General features: G+C 66.0%; 19 protein-coding genes and 7 tRNA genes. 11 read left to right on the forward strand and 15 right to left on the reverse strand.

The features are described from left to right. Window positions 1-26 precede the first annotated feature (26 nt). A complete protein-coding gene (locus tag AASM09_RS09130) occupies window positions 27-629 on the forward strand; it encodes a GNAT family N-acetyltransferase (protein WP_238378688.1) in 603 nt (200 codons plus the stop codon). Between the two features lie 255 nt (window positions 630-884). Then, on the forward strand, window positions 885-2711 hold the full coding sequence (locus tag AASM09_RS09135) for a methyl-accepting chemotaxis protein (RefSeq protein WP_100443814.1): 1827 nt from the start codon (window positions 885-887) through the stop codon (window positions 2709-2711). Here AASM09_RS09135 and AASM09_RS09140 read toward each other — a convergent pair. Further along, window positions 2708-4147: a GGDEF domain-containing protein gene (locus AASM09_RS09140; protein ID WP_049427447.1), complete on the reverse strand. Its 1440-nt coding sequence runs from the start codon at window positions 4145-4147 to the stop codon at window positions 2708-2710. The genes AASM09_RS09135 and AASM09_RS09140 overlap by 4 nt on opposite strands. A 201-nt stretch (window positions 4148-4348) precedes the next feature. Further along, window positions 4349-4434, reverse strand: a tRNA-Leu gene (locus AASM09_RS09145). Window positions 4435-4566: 132 nt separating this feature from the next. On the opposite strand from AASM09_RS09145, the gene AASM09_RS09150 reads away from it, so the two are divergent. Then, the gene (locus AASM09_RS09150) at window positions 4567-4947 is read left to right on the forward strand and encodes a response regulator (RefSeq protein WP_049427448.1); all 381 of its coding nucleotides are present in this window, start codon (window positions 4567-4569) and stop codon (window positions 4945-4947) included. A 10-nt stretch (window positions 4948-4957) separates the two neighbouring features. Here AASM09_RS09150 and AASM09_RS09155 read toward each other — a convergent pair whose 3' ends face one another. Then, window positions 4958-5914, reverse strand: coding sequence for an SOS response-associated peptidase family protein (locus AASM09_RS09155; protein WP_049427450.1), 957 nt, complete (start codon window positions 5912-5914; stop codon window positions 4958-4960). Between the two features lie 77 nt (window positions 5915-5991). On the opposite strand from AASM09_RS09155, the gene AASM09_RS09160 reads away from it, so the two are divergent. Continuing rightward, window positions 5992-6408 carry a GNAT family N-acetyltransferase gene (locus tag AASM09_RS09160; RefSeq protein ID WP_049427453.1) on the forward strand — a complete coding sequence of 139 codons (417 nt, stop codon included), beginning with the start codon at window positions 5992-5994 and terminating at the stop codon, window positions 6406-6408. A 140-nt stretch (window positions 6409-6548) separates the two neighbouring features. Here the strand turns inward: AASM09_RS09160 and AASM09_RS09165 are convergent. From AASM09_RS09165 to AASM09_RS09195, 7 genes are all read right to left on the reverse strand, one after another. Next, a tRNA-Glu gene (locus tag AASM09_RS09165) sits at window positions 6549-6624 on the reverse strand. A gap of 47 nt (window positions 6625-6671) precedes the next feature. Further along, window positions 6672-6747 (reverse strand) — tRNA-Ala (locus AASM09_RS09170). Window positions 6748-6792: 45 nt separating this feature from the next. Beyond that, window positions 6793-6868, reverse strand: a tRNA-Glu gene (locus AASM09_RS09175). Window positions 6869-6917: 49 nt separating this feature from the next. After that, window positions 6918-6993, reverse strand: a tRNA-Ala gene (locus AASM09_RS09180). A gap of 184 nt (window positions 6994-7177) precedes the next feature. Further along, window positions 7178-7253: transfer RNA gene (locus AASM09_RS09185), tRNA-Glu, on the reverse strand. Window positions 7254-7307: 54 nt separating this feature from the next. Continuing rightward, window positions 7308-7383, reverse strand: a tRNA-Ala gene (locus tag AASM09_RS09190). Between the two features lie 103 nt (window positions 7384-7486). Further along, a complete protein-coding gene (locus AASM09_RS09195) occupies window positions 7487-7885 on the reverse strand; it encodes a heavy metal-responsive transcriptional regulator (RefSeq protein WP_049430557.1) in 399 nt (132 codons plus the stop codon). Between the two features lie 187 nt (window positions 7886-8072). On the opposite strand from AASM09_RS09195, the gene AASM09_RS09200 reads away from it, so the two are divergent. The 7 genes from AASM09_RS09200 (at window position 8073) to AASM09_RS09230 (ending at window position 17514) form a co-directional block, all read left to right on the forward strand. Continuing rightward, window positions 8073-9140: a GlxA family transcriptional regulator gene (locus AASM09_RS09200; RefSeq protein WP_100443815.1), complete on the forward strand. Its 1068-nt coding sequence runs from the start codon at window positions 8073-8075 to the stop codon at window positions 9138-9140. An 81-nt stretch (window positions 9141-9221) separates the two neighbouring features. Next, window positions 9222-10025 (forward strand): TlpA disulfide reductase family protein, encoded by an 804-nt coding sequence (locus tag AASM09_RS09205; RefSeq protein ID WP_049430553.1) that lies wholly within the window; start codon window positions 9222-9224, stop codon window positions 10023-10025. Between the two features lie 30 nt (window positions 10026-10055). Continuing rightward, a complete protein-coding gene (gene dsbG / locus AASM09_RS09210; protein ID WP_049430550.1) occupies window positions 10056-10898 on the forward strand; it encodes a thiol:disulfide interchange protein DsbG in 843 nt (280 codons plus the stop codon). Between the two features lie 513 nt (window positions 10899-11411). Next, window positions 11412-12845: a DcaP family trimeric outer membrane transporter gene (locus tag AASM09_RS09215; protein WP_049430548.1), complete on the forward strand. Its 1434-nt coding sequence runs from the start codon at window positions 11412-11414 to the stop codon at window positions 12843-12845. A gap of 76 nt (window positions 12846-12921) precedes the next feature. Further along, window positions 12922-14274, forward strand: coding sequence for an arginine/agmatine antiporter (gene adiC, locus AASM09_RS09220; RefSeq protein ID WP_049430545.1), 1353 nt, complete (start codon window positions 12922-12924; stop codon window positions 14272-14274). A gap of 20 nt (window positions 14275-14294) precedes the next feature. Beyond that, window positions 14295-16583: an Orn/Lys/Arg decarboxylase N-terminal domain-containing protein gene (locus AASM09_RS09225; protein ID WP_049430543.1), complete on the forward strand. Its 2289-nt coding sequence runs from the start codon at window positions 14295-14297 to the stop codon at window positions 16581-16583. Between the two features lie 28 nt (window positions 16584-16611). Next, entirely contained in the window at window positions 16612-17514 is a 903-nt protein-coding gene (locus tag AASM09_RS09230) for a cation diffusion facilitator family transporter (protein ID WP_049430542.1), read from the forward strand. Window positions 17515-17774: 260 nt separating this feature from the next. Here the strand turns inward: AASM09_RS09230 and AASM09_RS09235 are convergent, their stop codons facing one another. From AASM09_RS09235 to AASM09_RS09255, 5 genes are all read right to left on the reverse strand, one after another. Then, window positions 17775-18488 (reverse strand): energy transducer TonB family protein, encoded by a 714-nt coding sequence (locus AASM09_RS09235; protein WP_100443816.1) that lies wholly within the window; start codon window positions 18486-18488, stop codon window positions 17775-17777. Further along, complete coding sequence (locus tag AASM09_RS09240) at window positions 18481-19281, reverse strand: ChaN family lipoprotein (RefSeq protein ID WP_049429231.1); 801 nt, start codon at window positions 19279-19281, stop codon at window positions 18481-18483. Before AASM09_RS09240 ends, AASM09_RS09235 begins: the two co-directional genes overlap by 8 nt. Next, window positions 19268-21739, reverse strand: a complete 2472-nt coding sequence (locus AASM09_RS09245) for a TonB-dependent receptor (RefSeq protein WP_100443817.1) — start codon at window positions 21737-21739, stop codon at window positions 19268-19270. The genes AASM09_RS09240 and AASM09_RS09245 overlap by 14 nt, the downstream gene beginning before the upstream one ends. A 64-nt stretch (window positions 21740-21803) precedes the next feature. Beyond that, window positions 21804-22730, reverse strand: a complete 927-nt coding sequence (locus AASM09_RS09250; protein WP_100443818.1) for a FecR family protein — start codon at window positions 22728-22730, stop codon at window positions 21804-21806. Next, on the reverse strand, window positions 22727-23236 hold the full coding sequence (locus AASM09_RS09255; protein ID WP_049427146.1) for an RNA polymerase sigma factor: 510 nt from the start codon (window positions 23234-23236) through the stop codon (window positions 22727-22729). Before AASM09_RS09255 ends, AASM09_RS09250 begins: the two co-directional genes overlap by 4 nt. Window positions 23237-23357: the final 121 nt, after the last annotated feature.

Below are 23357 nucleotides of genomic sequence, written 5' to 3' on the forward strand. Positions count from 1 at the left end.
CCGTTGGTCATGCAAACCTTTTTGCCTTGAGTTGCATCGATCTGCCGAGCGATGCTGTACTCCTTGCCCGGGCAATGCAGAACATGACATCCGATCACTGGAGCATCGACAGTCCGCGGCTGTGCCTCCGGCCATTTGCGTCCGGTGACGCTGACGAGGCATTTGCGGGCATCACCCCCGGGCTTACCCGCTACATGGCCTTCGAGCCACCTCCGTCAAAGGAGGCATTTGCCGCCGTCTGGCAGGCGTGGCTGCCTGCCATTGCCGATGGGACCGACATCACGTTCGTGATCCGCAGGCGCGTGGATGGCGTGTTCCTGGGACTGGCCGGCCTGCATCGCACCGTTGATGCAGAGCCCGAACTGGGTATCTGGATCGCCGAAGCAATGCATGGCCATGGCTACGGGCGGGAAGCAGTGGCGGCGGTGTGGTCTTCGGCGTCGCAGCGGCTGTCATGCGCGGCGTTCCGCTATCCGGTGGCCGAGCAGAACCGGTCCAGCCGTTCGCTTGCCGAGTCCCTCGGTGGAGAGCCTGTAGCACGTGAGCAGGGCGTGAAGTACACGACGATCATCTATCGCCTTCCTGCTGCAATGCACGAAGTTGCGACGGACGTCGCGGAATCCCGCTAAAGCGGCCGACCGCATCGCCGATATCCCCTCTGGATCCCGCTCCAGTCGCCCGCTGCAGGACCCCAGGCTGCCCCCGATGGGCGGCCCGCGCTGTGTGTTCCGCCGCTCCCAGATGCCGATCGCACCCGCACCAGACGTTCTTGCCAGCCGCTCGAGAGGTGCCTGCCGGTACCTGTAGTCCTTAGCAACTGAAGTTGCCGCCGGGCATCCTGCCCGTCGGGTCGCAACCCTTTGTCGGACACCGAGGATCAGACAATGCTCATTCCAGGCTTCACGGCGGGCGCGCAGGCGCCGGCCGAGCTGCATACCCGTTGGTCGCCGTGGCGCGCGCTGCTGGGCGCCCTGGCCCCGCAGCATCGCGCCAGCAACGAGCCGGCAGCGACCGACCGTGCCGAACTCGAGGCGCAGGTCGCGGCGCTGCATCGCGTGCAGGCGGTCATCGAGTTCGCGCTCGATGGCACTATCCTGCAGGCCAATGACAACTTCCTGCATGCAGTGGGCTACCGGCTGGAGGACATCCAGGGCAAGCATCATTCCATGTTCGTCGATCCCGAGCAGGCGCGCAGCGCCGAGTACCGTGACTTCTGGGCGCGGTTGGGGCGCGGCGAATATGACGCAGGGCAATATCGACGCTTCGGCAAAGGCCAGCGCGAGATCTGGATCCAGGCCTCCTACAACCCGGTGCTGGACCGCCAGGGGCGGCCGTACAAAGTGGTCAAGTTCGCCACCGACATTACTGCACAGAAGCTGCAGGCGGCCGATTCGGCCGGGCAGTTGGCGGCGATCGGTAAATCGCAGGCAGTGATCGAATTCAGCATGGACGGGCGCATTCTCTCGGCGAACGAGAACTTCCTCGAGGTCACCGGCTACGTTCTCGATGAGGTGCGTGGACAGCACCACTCGCTGTTCGTCGAACCAGGCCATCGCAGCAGTGACGAATATCGCCGGTTCTGGGAGAAGCTCGGGCGCGGCGAATACGATGCCGGGCAATACCGGCGGCTGGGCAAGGGCGACCGCGAGGTCTGGATCCAGGCCTCCTACAACCCCATCCTCGACCTCAACGGCAAGCCGTTCAAGGTCGTCAAGTACGCCACCGACATCACCGCACAGGTGCATGAAAACCAGGCCATGCAGCGCGCCGTGGCGCAGACCCGCGAGGTGGTGGCCGCTGCGAAGCAGGGTGATCTGACCCGGCGCGTGGCGATGGCCGACAAGCAGGGGCCCATCGCCGACCTGTGCGACGGCGTCAATTCGCTGGTCGAGGCGATGGCTGCGATCATCGGCCAGATCAAGTTCGCCGCCGATACCATCGCGGTGGGGGCGACCGAGATCGCGCAGGGCAACAGCGACCTGTCGCAGCGCACCGAGCAGCAGGCGGCCTCGCTGGAGGAAACCGCGGTGTCGATGAAGGGGTTGGCCGAGACCGTGCAGCGCACCGCCACCAACGCGCGCCAGGCCAGCCAGCTGGCCGGCGGTGCCGCCGATGTCGCCGCGCGCGGCGGAAGCGTGGTGCATGAAGTGGTCGAGACGATGGCGGTGATCAACGCCTCCTCGCGGCGCATCGTCGATATCATCGGAGTGATCGATGGCATCGCTTTCCAGACCAATATCCTGGCGTTGAACGCAGCGGTGGAAGCCGCACGCGCAGGCGAACATGGACGAGGATTTGCCGTGGTCGCCACCGAGATCCGCGAGCTGTCCCAGCGCTCGGCCAGTGCCGCCAAGGAGATCAAGCATCTGATCGATGAGTCGGTGGCCAACGTCGGGGCTGGCACCGCCCAGGTGGAAAGCGCGGGCCGCACCATGGACGAGATCGTGACCAACGTCCGCCGGGTCAGCGATCTGATGACCGAGATCAGCACGGCCTCGCAGCAGCAGAGCGACGACATCCAGCAGATGAACCATGCGGTCGACCTGATCGACCAGGGCACGCAGCAGAACGCTGCCCTGGTGGAGGAGGCGTCGGCGGCGGCGCGCAGCATGGAGGAGCAATCGGCACAGCTGCTGCAGACCGTGGCCGGTTTCCGCGTGCAGGATGGTGCAGGGCATCTGCATGGCGGGGCAACCCTGCGGGTCGTCTAGGCAGGCGGGCCGACAGGTTCGTCGGAGGACTGCATGGCCGAGGAAAGGTGCACACGGTTGCGCCCGGCATGCTTGGCCCGGTACAGGGCCTGGTCGGCACGGCCGACCAGGTCTGCCGGCGCGGACTCATCGCTGGCGGGCTGCCAGGCCACGCCCACGCTGATGGTCACATGGCCCTCGGCAGCGGGCAGTGCGGCGCTTTCGACCGCAGCACGCAGGCGTTCTCCCAGATGCAGCGCGTGCATCGCCTCGGGCGATGGCAGGGCTGCGATGAACTCCTCGCCGCCATAGCGGGCCAGCAGGTCGTCACCGCGCTGCAGGCAGCCGTCGAGGATGCTGGCGACGGCACGCAGGCGCCGATCACCTTCCGGGTGCCCGTAGGTGTCGTTCAGCTGTTTGAAGTGGTCGATGTCGATCATCAGTACCGCCAGGCCCTGGCCCTGGCGCCGCGCGCGGCGGTGGGCCCCATCCAGCGACTCATCGAAGCTGCGCCGGTTGCCCAGCCCTGTCAGTGGATCGCGCCGTGCCAGCGTTTCCAGTTCGTCGCGCTGGCGCTGGATCTCGATCTGGCTCAGCACGCTGCGCAGGGCGTAGCCCAGCATCGCACCGATGAAACCTACCGCGGCCAGGCTCGGCTGCAGGCGCGCGACCAGCAGCGCGACCATCATCAGCAGCAAGGGCAGCATCAGTGGTACGCCGGCATCGACGATGCGTCGCAGGCTGCGGGATATCTCCACTGCCGGATAGCGGCGGTGGCTGCCGGCCAGGACGGCCAGCAGCACGAACAGCCCGCTGATCAGCAGGTCGCCCCAGCTGCCGTCAGGTGTCTGCGGCTGGCAGGTGTTGATGTAGAGCGCCAGCAGGAAGTAGCCCAGCGCGTAGATCGCAAGTGTGCGGAAGAAATCGCGGCGGTCGGGATTGTCCTCGGCCAGGAAGCGGATCAGCGCGAAGCAGAACACCAGGCTGTTCTGCACGCTGCTCATCGTGTTCAGGCACTGCGTCCATAGCGCGGTGTTGAGAGGCGCCATGGCCCGCGTATGCAGGTAGTACAGCAGCCAAAGCAGGGCAATGATCGCAAGGTCCACCGCACGGATGAAGCGATTTCCGCCGCCCGGGCTTGCAGCTACGTAGGTCAGGGGGATCCGGTAGAACACGTACAGGATCAGTGTGGAGACGGTCATCTGCGCAGGGGCGAGGCCGGCCACATTGCGGTACAGCAGGGCCAGCAGGGCGAGTGAGAACAGGCCGACGGCCGCGCCGAGCAGCCGCCACTTGCAGGCCGCCTGGCTGACACGTGCGCGCCGCACGCAGGCCAGTGCGGCCAGCAGGGGGGCGGTGATCAGCAACAGGTAGGAGCCGACAGGGTCCTGCGGGCCGACCAAGGCGATGACGAGTGCGTGCGTGACCAGAAAAAACAGTGCAGCACGCAGCGTCATGCATTCCCCCGCCCCCGGATCCGGCGGGATCACGATAGGCAGATGTACGTGAGGCTGGCAAGAAAAGTGTGCACTGCGTCTAGAAGCAATGCTGCCAGCGGTCGCAGTTATGCGTCAGCGCAGTGACACCGGGGCGGCCAAATGGGCATACGTCGCCTGGAAAAGCAAAAGGCCAGGTCATGGACCTGGCCTTTGATGCTGTGGTGCCGGTGAAAGGACTCGAACCTTCATGGGGTTACCCCCGGCTGATTTTGAGTCAGCTGCGTATACCATTCCGCCACACCGGCAGGCAGCGTGTGAGTGTAACCGAGGAGGGCAGGGCTTTCATAGGGGCAAGGCAGATCGAGGCGTTTCCTGTCGGCATCGGCTCTGTGATGGCTATACTGCGCCGGCTTGAATGCCTCCAGGAGCCATAGCCGATGACAGTGTTGCAGGACCTGAGGGTGCTGGTGGTCGAGAACGACGAGATGAGTGCGGCCCTGCTGCAGATGCAGCTGGTGCATGCCGGCGCGACCGTGGTCGGGTTGGCGGCGAGCGTGGCTGAAGCATTGCGCATGCTGGAAGACTCGGCCCCGGATGTGGCCCTGCTGGACTATCGCCTGGCCCGCAACGAGACCAGCGAGCCAGTGGCGGCAGCATTGTCGGCGCGTGGCGTACCGTTCGTGCTCGCCACCGGAATGCTGGCTGAGCAGCTGCCCGAGTCGATGCTGGCCGGAATACTGCTGGTCAAGCCGTATCTGTCGGCGGATCTGACCCGGGCGCTGACCCGTGCGGTGGGCCGTTCCAGCGCAACGGCGTGAGAATGGCGCTTCAGCCGGCCTCCTCGTACACGTAGCGGATGTCCTCGCGGTCGTCGAGGATGCGGTACTGCCCGGCCAGGTTGTCCGGATCGGGATTGAGCCACGCATCGAGATGCTCCCTGCGGATCGGTATCACGCCGCGATCGTGACCGGCCGCGGCGACGTCGCGTGGCGGGGTATCGGTGATCGTGGCGAACGAGAGCAGGCGTCCTTCCGGTCCCTCCCATTCCGCCCAAAGGCAGGCCAGAAGCAGGTCGCGGGGCGGGTCGGGGCGGAACTCCAGCACCACATCCTGTTCCTTTTCCGCGGCGCCAAGCGCGCGCCCTGTGATGGCGTGGCGTGGCACGTGCTCATAGAACGCCCGCACCACCACCACGCCGTGGCGAAGGCCGAACGCACCGCGCCAGTAGCCTTCCAGGCTGTCACGTCGTGCGTTGTAGGTGCCGGGGTAGAGCGCGTCGTTGCGTGCAGGTTTGTCAGGCAGCCGGCACTGGTAGCGCATCGGCTTGATCACGCGCTGGCCGTTCTCTGTGACCATCACCGGCGCGTAGGTACCGGGGAAAATGCGGTTGTCGCGCGGCAGTAGTTGTACCCGGTGCAGGTCTTCGAGCCGGGCCTGGGCGCGCTCAATGCGGTTGCCGGCCACGCGCAGGTCGTTGCGTGCCTTCTGGGTGGGGCGGGTGGCCAGCGTTGCGTGAGCGATATCGCGGCGCTCGCGTTGGCGGGCCAGCTCCGCCTCCAGGTCCTGGCGCTCCTGCGCATGCCATTGCTGGATCTTCGCTACGATGTCACGGCCCTGCTGGGTGCGCGCGCCGGCAAAACCGTCGTCCATGGCCTTGGGGGTTTTCGGTCGCTTCTTGCCGGGGTCGTGCGCGTACAGTTCGGCGAACTCCTCCAGCGACAGGATGGCACCGAACTCGCGGACCAGCGTGGCGTAGTCGGCACGGATCAGGGCGGAATAGCACATGGGAACTCTGCAGGCCTGGGTCGCAGTCGCTGCGACGTGGATGCGGCAGGATAGCCCGACCTACAGGGAGATACCGCATGAATGATTCCGTCAGCTGCCAGTTCCGTGAGGCAGTCCCCACGGTTGAAGACTACTGCCGGCTGCGTGTGCTGGCCGGCCTCAGTGCCAAGAGCCAGGAGGCGGCGACGCGCGCACTGCCCAACACCCTGTATGGCGTGTGTGCCTACCAGGGCAATGAGCTGGTAGCGATGGGCCGCATCGTGGGTGATGGCGGTTGCCACCTGCAGGTCTGCGATATCGCCGTGCTGCCACGGCTGCAGGGACAGGGGCTGGGCAAGGAGGTGATGCGCCGCCTGGATGGCTGGATGCAGGCGAACCTGCCGCCGTCGGCGTACGTCAGCCTGCTCGCCGATGGTGAAGCGCATCGGTTGTACGCTCAGTTTGGTTTCGCGCCGACAGCGCCGGCGTCGATCGGGATGTATCGCCGGTTCTGAGGAGTGATGGCGGTGAGGCCATCCACGCACGGCGTGGATCTACTGCAGCGCCCGGGTAGATCCACGCCATGCGTGGATGGCGCCTTCCCATAAATCGCAGGCAAAGAAAAACCCCGGCCTAAACCGGGGTTTTCAAGAATTGGCGTCCCCACGGGGATTCGAACCCCGGTCGCCACCGTGAAAGGGTGATGTCCTAGGCCTCTAGACGATGGGGACGCACGAAAACTTCAAGTTGTAGATGCTTCGACGGCCTAATGTCGAAGTGGTGGAGCCAAGCGGGATCGAACCGCTGACCTCCTGCATGCCATGCAGGCGCTCTCCCAGCTGAGCTATGGCCCCATTAAACTCCGGATGATCTGCCGGGAGCAGAGTCCGTTTTGAAACTGGCGTCCCCACGGGGATTCGAACCCCGGTCGCCACCGTGAAAGGGTGATGTCCTAGGCCTCTAGACGATGGGGACGCACGAAAAACTTCAAGTTGTAGAACTTTCGACGGCCTAATGTCGAAAGTGGTGGAGCCAAGCGGGATCGAACCGCTGACCTCCTGCATGCCATGCAGGCGCTCTCCCAGCTGAGCTATGGCCCCGTGTTACCGAGCCGCCTATCATACCTGCGTGTTCACGTTTGTGGAAGCTTTTTTTGAACTTTTTTCGTTCCGGTTCAACCGTAGCCACGAGGGCAGGGGAACCGCAACGCCACAACCTGAATGCCGGTAGGCGGTGAACAAAAAAGACCCGGTTATCGGCCGGGTCCTCGTTGTTCGTGATGAGTGGCGTCCCCACGGGGATTCGAACCCCGGTCGCCACCGTGAAAGGGTGATGTCCTAGGCCTCTAGACGATGGGGACGCAATTCTCATCAATGTTCTGTAGCGACCTTTCGACGGCCTAATGCCGAAAGATTGGTGGAGCCAAGCGGGATCGAACCGCTGACCTCCTGCATGCCATGCAGGCGCTCTCCCAGCTGAGCTATGGCCCCACGTCGCTGAGGAGCGAAATAATAGCCTTGCCCCAGGGGGTTGGCAAGCATTTGTTGCACTTTTCTTCACGTGCGTTGCAATGTCGATCTGCGCCAGGGATGTCTATGCGTTGTCGTCGGTCAGCGCCGCCAGGATCGGGCATTGGTCGAGCGTGCCGTGACCGGGGCATGCATCGACCAGCTGCGAAAGCGCGGTATGCATGCGCTGCAGTTCGGCCATCCGTTGTGAAATGTCCTGCAGGCGGGCCTGGGCGGTGTCGCGCACGCTTCCCATGTCCTGCCGGTGGTGATCGCTGAGCGCCAGCAGTTCGCCGATTTCCTCGAGGCAGAAGCCCAGCGCTTTGGCGCGGCGGATGAAGCGCAACCGGCGCAGGTCCGGCTCGCCGAAGATGCGGTAGCCGCCAGCCGAGCGCGCCGCTGTCGGCAGCAGCTGCTGCCGCTCGTAATAGCGGACCGTATCGATCGGCACGCCCGCCTGGCGGGCCAGTTGTCCAATGTTCATGGCAGTTTTCCAGCGGATCCTGCCGATCATTGTGAAGCCTGGAGTCTGGTCTAGAGTCAAGGCTTGAGCCCGGCGCGCGCATTCAGCCCACTTTGCAACTTTCTTCATAGCCCCGCAGATGGGCCTGTTCCTACCCTTCGCCTGAACCGGCCGTTCGATGGCCTGCAACGAACCGAGGAGGTGGTCTGTGGAGGGAGTCAGGAACGAAGCATTCGTCGAGGTTGCGGTGGTCGAATACCCGGGAGGGGACCCCTCCGCCGCCTCGGTGCTGGCCGAAATGGCCCACGTCGCAAACCGCCTGGCCCAGCAGCAGCGCCGACCGTTCAAGCGTGTGCTTGTCACCCGCTGGATCGTGCCCGCCAGCCAGACCGGTGTACATCGCATCGCGGGTGCTGAAATGCTTGACGCCGCCATTCCTGCGGTAATCGCGGTTCCCGGCCAGATCAGCCCTGGAGCCTGCCTGCGCGCCGAGGAGGTCCTGCTGGACTGGTTGCGGGCCCACTATGACGGTGGCAGCCTGCTGGCTGCCGCCAGCGATGGGGTCGGCGTGCTGGCCCGTGCGGGACTGCTGGCTGGAAGAACGGTCAGCGGCCCCGATCTGGGGCGACATCCAGGGTTGCAGGCGCAGGCGGTGAGCTGGGTCCCCAGTGAGCGGGCGCTGGTCGACGACGGTGATCTGCTGACGGTCGGCGGATCGCAGGCCTGGCGGTTCCTCGGCCTGCGTCTGCTGTACCGGCTGCACGGGCAAGGCGTGGCGAGCGCGGTCGCGCAACAGCTCGGGATCGTCGTGCCCGCGGGGATCCAGCAGGATCTTGAGCGGTTCAGTGCCAACTTCGCCCACGGTGACCGCGACGTACTGAAGGCCCAGCGCTGGCTGCATACCACTGCGGCACGAGGAGCCACGCTGGCCGCAATCTGCGAAGTTTCCGGATTGGAACCGCGAACCTTGCAGCGGCGCTTCCTCCGGGCGACCGGTCTGCGGCCGATCGAGTACTGCCAACGGCTGCGCATTGCCAAGGCGCAGACCCTGCTGCAGCAGGGCGCAGGCATCGAAGAGGTGGCCTGGGGTGTGGGCTACGCTGATCAGAGCGCGTTCCGGCGTCTGTTCCTCCGCATCGTGGGCATGACACCGGCCAACTATCGTCGCCACGTCAACTGCAAGCGGCGGGAGCGGCCGTTGATGCCGTCGGTGGCCGGAAGCCTGCGTGGCCTGCAGACGCCCCCCGGCATGCAGTTGGGGCGGAGTGCGGCCTGATGACAGGCGGCGGGCGAGCGCTTGCAACCTGGGCGCGACGCTTTGACCATGCAGGCAAGTGCAACTTGAACAGGTGGGCTGATGTCGAGTGTTGGACCGGTACCGATGCCGGTGGTGTTGATCCTCATGTGCACGTTGCTGGCCATGATCGTTGCCCGTCTTTGGCCGCGCAGGGCAGCAGGAATGCCGCTGCCGTCGGCAGCAAGCATGGTGCTGGACATGCTGCTGATCGGCCTGCTGTGTGGTCGTATCAGTTTTGTGGTGCTGAATTTTGCGCTCTATCGATCGGAACCCTGGAGTATTCTGCAGGTCACCGATGGTGGCTATCACCTGACGGTGGTGCTGGTGGCCGGGCTGGCGTGGGGATCATGGCGTCTGCGGCCGTGGCGTCAGTTGCGTGCACCGGTACTGACAAGCGCACTGGTGGGTGTGCTGCTCTGGGCCGCTGGTGGTCAGCTGCTGTCGGCCTGGCAGGAGCGGCAGATGCCATTGCCGACGCTGCAGTTCGCGGACCTGCAGGGCGGAACGGTTGATCTGCAGCAGTTCCGGGGCAGGCCGGTGGTGCTGAACCTGTGGGCCACATGGTGCGGCCCCTGCCGACGGGAGATGCCGGTGCTCGCAGCGGCACAGCAGGCACATGGCAACGTGCAGTTCGTATTCCTCAATCAGGGCGAAACCCTGGATGAAGTCCAGGTCTTTCTTGCCGGTGAGCGACTGATGCTGGGCAATGTGCTGCTGGATGATGAAGCGGCTGCTTCAACAGTGCTGGGTGTGCAGGCTTATCCTTCGACACTTTTCTTCGATGCCGATGGGCGCCTGCGTGAATTGCACCTGGGCGAGCTGACCGCGGCCGGTCTTGAACACAAACTGCGCCGGCTGCGGTAGCCTGCGCGGGCATCTCACTACGGAGTTCCCATGTTGTCGACTTCCCTGCGCACCGCCCCGGCGGTGCTGTTGCTGCCGGTCATGCTGGCATTGGCCGCCTGCAGCCAGGCACAGACGCCGCCGGGCAAGGCCGCCGCGGCACCGGCGACGAGTGCCCCTGCCTCTGCCGCCAAAGGCGACCGTCCTGCAGTGCTGAAGGGCATCGAAAAGCACGGCTTCGAGGTCGTTGCCGAGTTCGATGCGCCGGGTGGCCTGCGTGGTTTTGCGGGTGTGGTGGGTGGTCAACAGCCTGCAGCGGCCTATGTCACTGCCGATGGCAAGCACGTGCTGGTGGGCAGCCTGTTCGATGCCGAAGGCAATGATGTGGCTGCCGAAGCGGTCGAAAAGCTGGTCGCCACACCGATGTCGGCCAAGATGTGGACCAAGCTCGAAGCCAGCGCATGGGTGCGTGACGGCAAGGCCGACGCGCCGCGCGTGATCTATACCTTCAGCGATGCCAACTGCCCCTACTGCCACAAATTCTGGGAAGCAGCGCGGCCGTGGGTCGATGCCGGCAAGGTGCAGCTGCGTCACATCATGGTGGGTGTGATCCGCGAGGACAGCCCGGCCAAGGCCGCCGCCATCCTCGCCGCGCGTGATCCGAGCGCGGCGCTGCTGGAGAACGAACACCAGTTCGACCGTGGCGGCATCAAGGCGCTGCCGAACATCAGCCGCGAGATCGCAGGCAAGCTTGATGCCAACCAGGTCCTGATGCTGGAGATGGGCTTCCAGGGCACGCCAGGCATCCTGTTCCAGGATTCACAGGGCCAGGTGCAGCGCCGCGCCGGACTGCCGCAGGGCGACGACCTGACGACGGTGCTCGGCCCGCGTTGATCCGTGCCGACATGTTGATGTAGCCCACAGGCCCGCATGGCGACATGCGGGCCTGTTGCGTTCTGTGCCCCAGGCGGACACAGCCGCTTGCGCATGACCTGTTCGAGGTCACGTCTGAATCGTGACTGAGATCAAGCATCGCGCCTTGATTCCAATCAAGGCCAGAAACGACAGGTGGATTAGCCTTTGACGCATGGAATACAGCGTCAACGCGCCATGGATGCCGCGCCAAGGCTGCCCTGATGCGGGCAGTGCGGCACAGCCATTCACGACACTCTCACTCCCTGCTTGTTACCCAGACCGCTGCGGTCGCCACCTCTCTGGCAGCGCGGCCTTGATGGAAGCGACATGGGTGCAGGCAGGGCAGTGTCATCGTCCTGTTGCCTGCCGCGCGCAGGCTGGCCGATGTCGTCGACGCAGTACCCGCATTTCCAGCAACGGCAACGCGAAGCCGGGGCGGCGCATGCGTGCGCTCCGGAACCGTGATGCGAGTGTTCGTCCGGGGAGGATGCAATGCGTTTGGCAGTACTGAGTCTGGCGTGTCTGGGGGCACTGGCGATCACGCCGGCGTACGCCCAACAGGGTGATGCGGGGGATGCGCAGGCATTGCGGCGTGAGATCGCCGCAATGCGCCAGGCGCTGGAAGGCATGCAGCAACGGCTGGACCGGCTGGAGCAGCGCGATGCTGTGCCTGCGCAGGCAACAGCCTTGCCTGAAACGGGGCCGATTGCCTCCGCTGCCCCTTCCGATGTGATCCATCGCACCCAGGTGCCGGGTGTGGCGCAACCGGTACTGCCGCAGCGCGATTCGGTCGCTGATCCGTCCACCGCGGCATCGCGACCGGACAGCGCCGCTGGTCCGACCGATCCAGACCTGAAGGGGTTCTTTGCGATCCCGGGCACCGATACCGTGATCCGCATCGGTGGCTACGCCAAGCTGGATGCCATCGCCGATTCGCGCGCGGCTGGCGACGAGGACCAGTTCATTCCCTCGTCGATGCCGGTGGGCGGCAGCCACCGCGATGTCTCCAACTTCAACATCCACGCCAAGCAGACCCGCTTCAGCTTCGAGGCGCGGCGCCCGACCACGCACGGCAACCTGCGCTTCTACCTGGAGAACGACTTCTTCGGCAGCAGCGACGGCTACGAGTTCCGCCTGCGTCATGCCTATGGCCAGCTCGGCAATACCTATGCCGGTTATGGCTATTCCAGCTTCATGGACCCGGACAGCCTGCCCGACACGCTGGATTTCGCCGGGCCCGGCGGCGCGGGCTATCTGCTGGTGGCCGGCATCCACCACAGCTTCGCGATGGGCAAGGGCAACACCCTGACCGTGGCGGCTGAAGACCCGAAGACCGAACTGGCCGGTGCCAGTGATGAGCGGGCTGCGGTGAACCGTCTGCCGGACGTAACCGTGACCGCACGCATGGAGCGTGACTGGGGCCACCTGCAGCTGGGCGCGGTGGCGCGCAACCTGGCCTATGACGGCGAAGGTGAGCGCGACCGGCGCATGGCAGGCGGCCTGCAGCTGAGCGGCTCGGCATCGGTGGGCGAGCGCGACCTGCTGCTGTTCGGTGCACTCGGTGGCCGCGGTCTCAGCCGCTACACCGCCGACCTGACCGGCTCCGGGCTGGACGCGGTGGTCGGTGCCGATGGCCGTCTCGACGCGCTGGACCTGCACGGCGGCTTCGTTGGCTACACCCATTACTGGTCCGGGCTGTGGCGATCGAACCTGATCTTCGGCCAGCTGACCCTGGAGCGTAACCCCGCATTGGCCGCCGACGCATTCCGGCAGAGCCGCTACGGCGTGTTCAACCTGATCTGGAGCCCGGCGCCCTCGTGGACCATGGGCATGGAGCTGCTGTACGGGCGCCTGGAACAGCAGGGCGGCGCGCGCGGCGACACCGTCCGGGTGCAGGGCAGCCTGCAATACAACTTCATCAAGTAAGCGCCAGCGGCGTTACGCCAGCGCAACCGTCCCCACGCCCGGCCGCACCGGGCTCATGCCAGTACAGGAGATTGTCATGGCAGAAGCAAAGAAAATCGGGGTGGTCGGAGCCACCTTCCTCGTCGCCGGCAACATGATGGGCTCAGGCGTGTTCCTGCTGCCCTCCAGCCTGGCCAAGATCGGTACCGCCTCGATCTGGGGCTGGCTGATCACCACCGCGGGCGCGCTGCTGCTGGCCTTCGTGTTCGCCAAGCTGGGCAAGCTGGCACCGAAGGCGGGCGGTCCGTACGCATACGCGCGTGACTGGTTCGGCCCGTACATGGGCTTCCAGACCAACACCATCTACTGGTTCGCCAACTGGATCGGCAACGTCGCCATCCCGATCGCGGCGGTCGGCTACTTCAGCTACTTTTTCCCGATCCTGTCCGAGCCGCTGGTGCGCTGCATCGCGGTGCTGATCCTGGTGTGGGCGCTGAGCTTCGCCAATGTGATCGGCCCGGCCTTCGTCAGCCGCGTGCAGACGGTCACCACCAGCTTTGCGCTGGTCCCGATCCTGGGCATCGCCATCTTCGGCTGGTTCTTCTTCGATGCCGATATCTTCAAGGGCGCCTACAACGTGTCCGGCGAGTCGAACTTCGGCGCGATCTCCAGCGCTGCGGCACTGACCCTGTGGGCGTTCATCGGCGTTGAATCGGCGTCGGTGACTGCGGGCGTGGTCGAGAACCCGGAAAAGAACGTGGCCCGTGCCACGCTGGCCGGCGTGTTCCTGGCCGCGATCGCCTACATCGCCAGTTCCTCGGTGATCATGGGCATGGTGCCCAATGGCGAGCTGCAGACCTCCGATGCCCCGTTTGCGCTGGCTGCGGCCAAGGCGGTGGGCGGTTGGGGCGGTGCGCTGGTCAGCCTGTGTGCCTTCATCGGTGCGGCAGGCTCGCTCGGCGGCTGGATCCTGCTGACCGCACAGAGCGCCAAGGCCGCCTCCGATGACGGCCTGTTCCCGAGCATTTTCAGCAAGACCAACAAGGACGACGTGCCGGTCAAGGGCGTGCTGATCGTGGCCGTGCTGATGACCCTGGCGGTGCTGGTCACCTCCACTTCGGAAACCGCGTCTGCCCAGTTCGACGTGATCACCTCGGCGGCGGTGGTGCTGACCCTGCTGCCCTACATCTACTCGTGCGTGGCCTGCTACTTCGTGGTCGAACGCTCGCACACGATCATCCATACCGGCGCGTTCTGGACGCTGACCAGCCTGACCGTCGTGTACTGCCTGTGGGCGATCTACGGCTCGTCGGGAACCATCGTGCAGTACGCGTTCCTGTTCGTGCTGTTCATCACCGTGTTCTATCCCTTCTTCAGCGAGGAGCGCCGCCAGCAGCGGCAGCGCGCCCGCGAGGCTTCGGCGATCAGTGCCGGCGCCCAGCGTTCCTGAGTTAGACAAGGAGAATCAACGTGTACTTCAAGTCCCTGGACTATCCGGTCATTGTCATCGACAACGACTACGAGTCGCCGCGCATCGGCGGCATCCTGATCCGTGCCCTGGTTGAAGAGCTGCGCAGCAATGACCAGCGGGTGCTGTGTGGCCTGAACCTGGACGATGCCCGTGCCGGTGCCCGAACCTACGTGGCGGCGTCGGCGGTGCTGATCTCGATCGACGGCAGCGAGGAAGTGGATGGCGAGTTCCAGCGCCTGACTGCGTTCCTGCGCGAGCAGAGCGCGCGCCGCGCCAACCTGCCGGTGTTCCTGTACGGCGAGCGCCGCACCATCGAGAAGGTGCCGAGCAAGCTGCTCAAGTACATCCACGGCTTCATTTTCCTGTTCGAAGACACCAAGAGCTTCATCTCGCGGCAGGTGATGCGCGCGGCCGAAGACTACATGAAGAACCTGCTGCCGCCGTTCTTCAAGGCGCTGATCCACCATGCGGCCGAGTCGAACTATTCCTGGCACACGCCGGGCCATGCCGGCGGCGTGGCGTTCACCAAGTCGCCGGTCGGTCGTGCATTCCACCAGTTCTACGGTGAGAACACCCTGCGCAGCGACCTGTCGATCTCGGTGCCGGAGCTGGGCTCGCTGCTCGACCACACCGGCCCGATCAAGGACGCCGAGAACGAAGCGGCACGCAACTTCGGTGCCGACCATACCTTCTTCGTGACCAACGGCACCTCCACCGCCAACAAGATCGTCTGGCACGGCACGGTGGCCCGCGGCGACGTGGTGTTCGTCGACCGCAACTGCCACAAGTCGCTGCTGCACGCGCTGATCATGACCGGCGCGGTGCCGGTGTACTTCACCCCCAGCCGCAACGCGCACGGCATCATCGGCCCGATCAGCCTGGACCAGTTCACGCCGGAATCGCTGCAGCAGCGCATCGCCGCCAACCCGCTGGCCAGCAAGGCCTACCAGGCTGGCTCCAAGCCGCGCATCGCGGTGGTCACCAACTCGACCTATGACGGCCTGTGCTACAACGCCGAGAAGATCGCCGACGAGATCGGCAGCGCGGTCGACTTCCTGCACTTCGATGAAGCCTGGTACGCCTATGCCGCGTTCCATCCGTTCTACGAGAACCACTACGGCATGGCCAAGGGCAAGCCGCGCGAGCAGGATGCGATCATCTTCACCACGCATTCCACGCACAAGCTGCTGGCCGCGTTCTCGCAGGCGTCGATGATCCACGTGCGCAATTCGGCGCAGCGCGACTTGGATGCCGAGCGCTTCAACGAGTCGTTCATGATGCACACCTCGACCAGCCCGCATTACGGGGTGATCGCGGCCTGTGATGTGGCGTCGAAGATGATGGAAGGCGACGCCGGCCGTTCGCTGGTGCAGGAAATGCATGACGAGGCGATCGCGTTCCGTCGCGCGATGCTGCACGTGCGTGACGACCTTGGCCGCGATGACTGGTGGTTCAGCGTGTGGCAGCCCACCAAGGTCGAACGCAGCCTGGACAAGGGCGATACGCCGGCACCGCTGGTGGCCAAGCGCGAGGAGTGGTACCTGCAGCCGGATGCGCACTGGCATGGTTTCGAGAACCTGGTCGACGACTATGTGCTGATCGACCCGATCAAGGTGACCCTGCTGACCCCGGGCCTGGCGATGGACGGCAGCATGGGCAAGCTGGGCATTCCGGCGGCGGTGCTGAGCAAGTTCCTGTGGGGCCGCGGCATCACTGTGGAGAAGACCAACCTGTACTCGGTGCTGTTCCTGTTCTCGATGGGTATCACCAAGGGCAAGTGGAGCACGCTGGTCACCGAACTGATGGCATTCAAGGAACTGTACGACCGCAACGCGCCGCTCAGCCAGGCACTGCCGTCGCTGGCGGCCGACTATCCGAACGCCTACGCTGGTTGGGGCCTGCGTGACCTGTGCGATGCGCTGCATGCGTTCAACCAGGAGTTCTCGGTGGCCAAGGTGATGCGCGAGATGTACGTGGACCTGCCGACGCCGGTGATGACCCCGGCCGATGCCTACAACCACCTCGTCAAGGGCGAGATCGAGCGGGTCGACATCGAGCAGCTCAGTGGCCGCGTCGCGGCGACCATGCTGGTTCCGTACCCGCCGGGCATTCCCACCATCATGCCGGGCGAGCGTTTCGGCGACAGTGACGAACCGATCATCCAGTCGCTGCGCATCGCCCGCGAGCAGAACGCGCGCTTCCCGGGCTTCGAGTCGGATGTGCACGGGCTGATCATCCAGCAGGACGGCGACGTGACATCGTACAAGGTGGAGGTGCTGAAGGCCTGACCGGCGACGGTCGGCCCTTTGGCGAACGATGGATACCGCGCGCGAGCAACGCATCCTGAAGTTCTCGATCGGGGTCACCATCGCGGTCAGCGCGGTCGGCTTCAGCGGTGGCCTGCTGGTGGGATCGCAGGCCATCCTGTTCGACGGCGTGTACAGCCTGGTCGACGTTGCCCTGACCCTGGTGTCATTGTCGGTGCTGCGACTGGTGGCGCGGGAACAGAGCCCGCGCTTCCAGTACGGCTACTGGCACCTGGAGCCGATGGTCGAGGCACTCGGTGGGGTGATCCTGTCGTTGGCCTGCGTCTATGCGCTGGCCAACGCGGTGATCGGTTTGACCACGGGCGGGCACGAAGTGAAGTTCGGGCCTGCGCTGTGGTGGGCAGCATTGCTGAGTGCCAGCAACCTGGCGATGGCCGCGTTCGTCGCGCAGCGTGCGCGGCGCCTGCGCTCGGCGTTGTTGTGGCTGGACGTGCGTGGCTGGCTGTTGGGTGGGCTGATGAGCCTGGCGGTGGTGCTGGCCTTCGTACTGGCACTGGCGTTGCACGGCGGCGAGTGGCACCACTGGGTGCCTTACCTTGATTCGATCGTGCTGGCATTGATCAGCCTGGCGGTGCTGCCGGTGCCGGCGCGCAGCGCCTGGAAAGCCATGCGCGAGGTGCTGCAGGTGGCCCCGGACGATCTGGACCGGCGCGTGCAGCAGGTGATGCAGGCGTTCGTGGCCGAGCACGGCTATGCCGGATTCACCAGCCATGTGGCGAAGATGGGGCGCATGCGGTTCATCGAGATCCATGTGCTGGCTGACCCGACGACGCCGTTGGGTTCGGTGGGCGCGGTCGATGCGATGCGCGACGAGATCGCGGTACGCCTGGATGCCCGTGGCGGCACGTTCTGGCTGACCATCGATTTCACCGCCGACCCGGCGTGGACGTAGCCCCGCTTCTTTGGCACCGGGGCCTCGCCCGGCCAGGTTCCGTTCCCCTGTAGAGCCGAGCCCATGCTCGGCTGCCGTTCGCATGGAGCAGCCGAGCATGGGCTCGGCTCTACAACTGCCGTTCGCATGGAGCAGCCGAGCATCGGCCCGGCGATACAGCACGCTGCGATCGTTGCGCATGGCGGACTGCTCTGTTGCGCGGGGTGTATTTGACCTCAACCCGGGTTGAGGTCGCAGACTGCCTCGCAGCTCCACAGCGCCTAGCGCAGGTAGTACTCCACCGGTACCACCAGTTCCTGAGGTGCCTTCAGTTCATCGGGAATTGGGGGGAGTGGCTGGGCGCGACGGAAGGTCTGCAGGGCTGCGTCATCGAGCATCGGCTGGCCACTGGACTGCTCCAGCCGCAGGGCCAGCAGGCGACCTTCGCGGTCGATGCTGGCCCTGACCCAGGCAGTGCCCTGCTGCCGGCGCGAGCGCGCGGCGGCGGGGTAATAGCGGTAACGTTCCAGCCGCGCCATCAGGCGGGCTTCCCACTGGTCGCTGGCGGCGCCGGCCTGGAAGTCTGCCGGTGGCGCGTCCGGAGCGGGCGGCGCGGCCGTGATCGATGCCGGTGCGGGACTTGCATCGGTCGCGGCCGCAGGCGGGGCGACCGGCACTGGCTGGCGGCCCGTGCCACCCGTTTCGCTGGCGGCCTGCTCTCCGTCGCGCGCCGCCGTAGACTTGGGCGGCGGCGGTGACTTCGTGGGCTGCGAGGCGCGGGCCTGCTGCGCCTGGCTGGGGGTTTCGGCCTGGCGCTCCTCTACCGGCTGTGGCGGCGTGGCCGGTGCCAGCAGGCGCAGGCTGATGCGCACGTCCTGCTCCGGCGGCGGCAGCATCGGCGGCATCGCGACCCAGTGCACCAACAGCAGCAGTGGCAGCAGATGCAGGACGACGGTGATCGCGATCGCCTGCCAGTGTTGGCCGCGCTCACTCATCGTCCAGCACCCACAGCAGATCGGCATCAGCTGCATCGACGGTTTCACCCGGTGAAGCCAATGCGATCACCAACGCAGGCGTATCCGGTGACAGGTAGCCCGGTACCCCGGTACCGCGCAGTACATGCCAGCGACCTGCTACCAGCAGCGCCGGTGCGGGCGCGTCGAGCAGCACCTGCGCCATGCGCGTGTCGCGGGCCTGTTGTACGGCCAGCATCCCTTCCAGCATCGGTGCCGCGTCTGCGTGCTGGGCCAGCACCACCGCCGACAGGCGCTGGCGGGCAGCGGCCACTGGGAATCGCACGCCCTCGGTCGAGGCCAGCAGCGCGTTGACCTCGGCACGCGACAGGTTGCCACCGAACAACGGCGTGCCTGCATCGGCAGCCTCCCGTACCAGCCCGCCATACGCGGCCCACGGCCAGCGCGCATCCCAGTCCAGCAGATCCTGCAGGCGTGCACCCTCGGCATGGGTGCCCCTGGCCAGCCAGCGCTGCACCCGTTGCAGGCGCGGCTGGCGCTCGCTGGCAATCATCTCCATCACCAGCGCGCCTTGCGGGCGCACCTGTTGCAGGGCATGCAGCAGCCAGCGCTGGGCCGCATGGTCTCCGGCGAGGTCATGGCGTTCACCCAGCAGCAGCCGCTGCGCATTGGCCGCACGCTGCACGAATGCGGCCTCGTCCAGATGCTGGCCGCTGGCCAGGTCGGTCACCGTGCCGGGCATCGACTGGGCGCCAGCCACGCCCGCCAGCGCCAGCAGGCACAGCGGCAACCAGCGACGGCTAGAACGCCACATTGATGCCCATCGAGACGGTGCGGCCACGGCCGTTGCCGCGGTCCAGGATCGGGCTGAAGATGCTGTCGATCGAGGCATTGTTGTCATAGGACTTGTTCTGCAGGTTTTCGATGTTCAGCCACAGCGTGGTATTGGCCTGTGGCTTGAAGCTGGCGTAGAAGTCGAGCAGCACACCGGTGCCGCCGGTCTTGCGGGTCTGGAAGAAGTCGTAGCCTTCCTCGGTGGGCCCGGAGTATTCGGCGCGCAGGCCGGCCTGCACGCGCTGCTGCCACCAGCGGCCGCCCACGTCCAGCGTCCAGTAGCGGTCGGGCAGGGCGGTGATGTCTTCCAGGTTGACGAACTCGATGGCCGGTGCGCTGGTGCGCGAGCGGGTCCAGCTGAGCGTGGCGTGGTAGTGCTCACTGGCGTAGTGCGCTTCCAGCTCGATGCCGCGCATGCGTACAACGCCCGGGTGGTTCATCCAGCGCGTGGTGGTGGTGAAGTCGTCTGCATCCAGCACATCGGTCCAGGCATTGAGCTGCGGATCGCTGTCGATCGGCACCACGAACGGCTCCAGTTCCGGCGGATGCACGATCAGCAGGTACTGCGGCTTGATGTAGTCGCGGATGCGGTTGTCGAAACGGGTGATGCGCAGCTGCGCCAGGTCACCGTCGACCAGCAGCGAATCGGTGCTGAGGTTGGCACCGAACTGCAGGTTGCGTGAGCGCTCGCGGCGCAGGAACGGATTGGCACCTACGCCGTCGGCATCACTCATGCCCTCCAACGGGATCTTCTCGAAGAACATCTCCTGCACACGCGGCGGCCGCGAGGTGCGCGAGACTTCAGCGAACAGCTGCAGCCAGTCGGTGGCCTGCAGTGAGAGTGCCAGGCTGGGGCTGAGCGCGCGCTCGCTGCGGCGCACGTCGATGTCGCCGCCATGGATCTCCGTGCATTGGCCCGGCACGTCGGAACACACCGGGATATGGCCGCGGATGCCGTATCGATCCTGGCGCAGGCCAGCGGTCAGCGCGTAGATGTCGTATTGCAGTTCCAGGGTGCTGAACACGCTGTCGAGCTTGCTGCGGCCCTGTGGGTTGGCACCGCGCAGGATAGGGGTGTCGGCCACGTAGATGTCCGACTGATGCTTGATGCCGGTGTTCCACCGCGCCTGCAGGGCGCCGATATCAAAGCGGCTGGTGTTGTCGACGGTCCAGCTGCTCAGGCTGCTGTGGGTGCGGCGGCCGATGTAGCTCGAATCCTCCACCGGCGGGTAGAACAGCCGGGTCTTGTTGCTGGCGAAGGTGGCACGCAGGTCGATCCACGGCGTATAGGGCGTGTAGTGGTAGCTGGCGCGCTGGTTGCGCGCGGAAATCTGCCACGGGTAATTGTGGTAGAAGTCGTTTTCGTAGCGCATGTGGCTCAGGTCCAGCCGATGCTGGTCGCTGGGCTGCAGGCGGGCTTTCAGCAGCCAGCTGCTGGGCTGCTGGCTGCCCGGGTCGGCAGCGTTCTTCTGCCCACGGGCGGTGGCGTATTCGCTGCTGTGGCTGCTGCTGGCAGCGGCCAGCAGGCCGAACTGGCGATCACCGCCGTCCTCGCTGTGGCGCCAGGCGCCGGCGAAGGTGCGGCCGCTGCCATAGCCGTTGTTGCCATGCCGGTAGCCCGCGCGCAGGCCCCAGTCGCGACCCTCGCCGAGCAGATCGTCGATATCGAGCGTGCGGAAGTTGGCACTGCCGGCCAGCGTACCAGCGCCGTCACCGCCAGCGACCGCACCGCGCTGCACGTCCACACCGGCCAGCAGGAACGGATCGACGTAGGCGAAGGGGCCACCCGAGCCATGGCCGGCATTGTTGCGGAAGGTCTGGGTGACACCGTCGATCATGGTGTTGACCCGGCCGGCACCGGTCATGCCGCGGATGTTGACCTGCAGGCCCGGTTGGCTGCGCGAATGGAAGCTGTGGGTACCGGGCATCGAGCGCAGCAGGCTGTTGCCGTCCTGGCGTTCGGCCATCGCCAAGCGCTCGCTACCGACAGTGGGTGCGAAGCCATCGTGGGTGGCCGGCACGTACTGGCTGGCTCCGCTGCCCGGTGCATTGCCGTGCGCGGTGTCGCCCTGCACACGCAGCGGGCCGGTGCGGCGGCTGCCGTCGCGGCGTTCGGCCGGCGCCGGCTCCAGGGTGGCGCGGCGTGCATGGATGAAGCGCGGACGCAGGCCGCTGCCGGCCAGCAGGTGCGACAGGGCCTGCGCATCGTCGAAGTCGCCGCGCAGCGCGGGCGCGGCATGACCGGCGGGAAGCGCCGCGCCGACGACCAGATCGATACCGGTCAGCCGGCTGTAGGCATCCAGTGCGGCAGGCAGTGGCTGGGCGGGCAGGTCATAGCTGCGCGTGGCGGCCTGTGCATGGGCACTGGTCGGCAGCAGTGGGACGGTGCCGGCGCAGGCCAGCGACAGGGCAAGGACAAGGGGGCGGGGGCACAGCATCGGGGGCTCCAGGGGTTGACGCAGAGCGTCGTCATCCTGGGTAGACGCGGAACGAGGGCCGATGTCAGGGTGCACCGCGTTGTTCCCGTCGCGGCGGCAGCCACACCTGCATTCCTGCGCCGATCCGCAGCACGCGCACATGCAGCTGCGCGGCCAGCTGGTCGCGGTTGCCGGCCGCATCATCAGCACTGCCGAGCAGAGTGACCGGCTGCTGGCGCAGGCGGGCGCCGACAATCCAGGTGCGCCCGCCATGCCAGCGATCCAGGCCCTGGGTCACCTCGGCAAGCGGAGCGGACACCCAATGCAGCCGTCGCTCGCGCCAGGCCATCGCACCTGCATCGGCGGCATGCGGCAGGGCCGCCGTCTTTCCGTCGAAGCGCAGCTGCTGCCCTTCGGTGGCCTGCAGGTTGCCGCTGCCGCCGTCCACGCGCACGCGATGCTCGGTGACCGTGACCACGCTGTCGTCACGCTGCACGGCCAGATCAAACGCGGTGCCCAGCGCGGTGACGGTACCGTGCGGTGTGTGTACCTGAAACGGTCGCGCAGCGTCGACGCTGACCTGGAACCAGGCCTGGCCGCGCTCCAGCTGCAGCTGGCGACGCTGTGCGTCGATGCGGACATGCACTTCGCTGCCCGGCGACAGCAGTACATGCGAACCATCCGCCAGGGTTTCGTCACGGATCTCGCCGGACGCGGTGCGCAATACCTGCGCAGCAGGCGGTGAGGCATGGCGGCTGTACAGGCCGAGCGCACACAGCAGCAGCACCGCAAGGCCGGCTTCACCCAGGCGGCGGCGCTGCCGTCGTTGTTGTTGCCGCTGCAGGCTGGGCATCGTCGCACCGGCCTGCCACAGCTGCTGCAGGTGCAGGTACTGCGCGGCATGGCTTGGATCGGCCCGGCACCATTGCTCGAACGCGTTCTCGTCGCGGTCGCCGTCGTGCCCATCCAGCCACCAGCGGGCAGCTTCGCGCGCAATGGCCTCCTGGCTCATGCGCCGGGTACCTGCTGCAGGGCGACCAGGGCGCGCAGCAGATGGCCATGCGCGGTCTGCCGGCTGATGCCGAGCTGGCGGCCGATCTCGGCCAACGCCATCTGTTCCACGCGGGCCAGCAGGAACACCTGCCGCGCGCGCGGCGGCAACGCGGCGATGATGGCATCGAGATGGCGCAGCTGTTCGGCATCAAGCAGGCGCTGTTCCGGCAGGGGCGCAGGATCGGCGATGGCATGCAGCTGGGCATCCTCCAGCGCCTCTTCGCGACGACGCTGGCGTTGCCGATAGTGGTCGACGATCAGGTTGTGGGCAACGCGATACAGGTATGCACGGCCATTGCTCAGCAGACCGCTGGCGGCGACTTTGACGACACGCAGCCAGGTTTCCTGGACGACGTCATCGGCGTCGCTGCGTTGCGGGAGTTTACGGCGGACATGGGCGTGCAGCGGCCGGTAATGGGCCGCGCACAGATGCGCGACATCCGTCGGTTCGACAGGCGTGGACACGGGGCGGGCGACAACTGGGAAAGGGAACAGCCCGCGGCGGCAAGGGCAGCGGCTGCACCTTACAGCAAAAGAGAATCATTTGCATCCATGTGCGATGTGCGTCGACGGGTGGTGGTTGCCG

The sequence above is a fragment of the Stenotrophomonas maltophilia genome, assembly GCF_039555535.1.
GTDB lineage: Bacteria > Pseudomonadota > Gammaproteobacteria > Xanthomonadales > Xanthomonadaceae > Stenotrophomonas > Stenotrophomonas maltophilia_Q.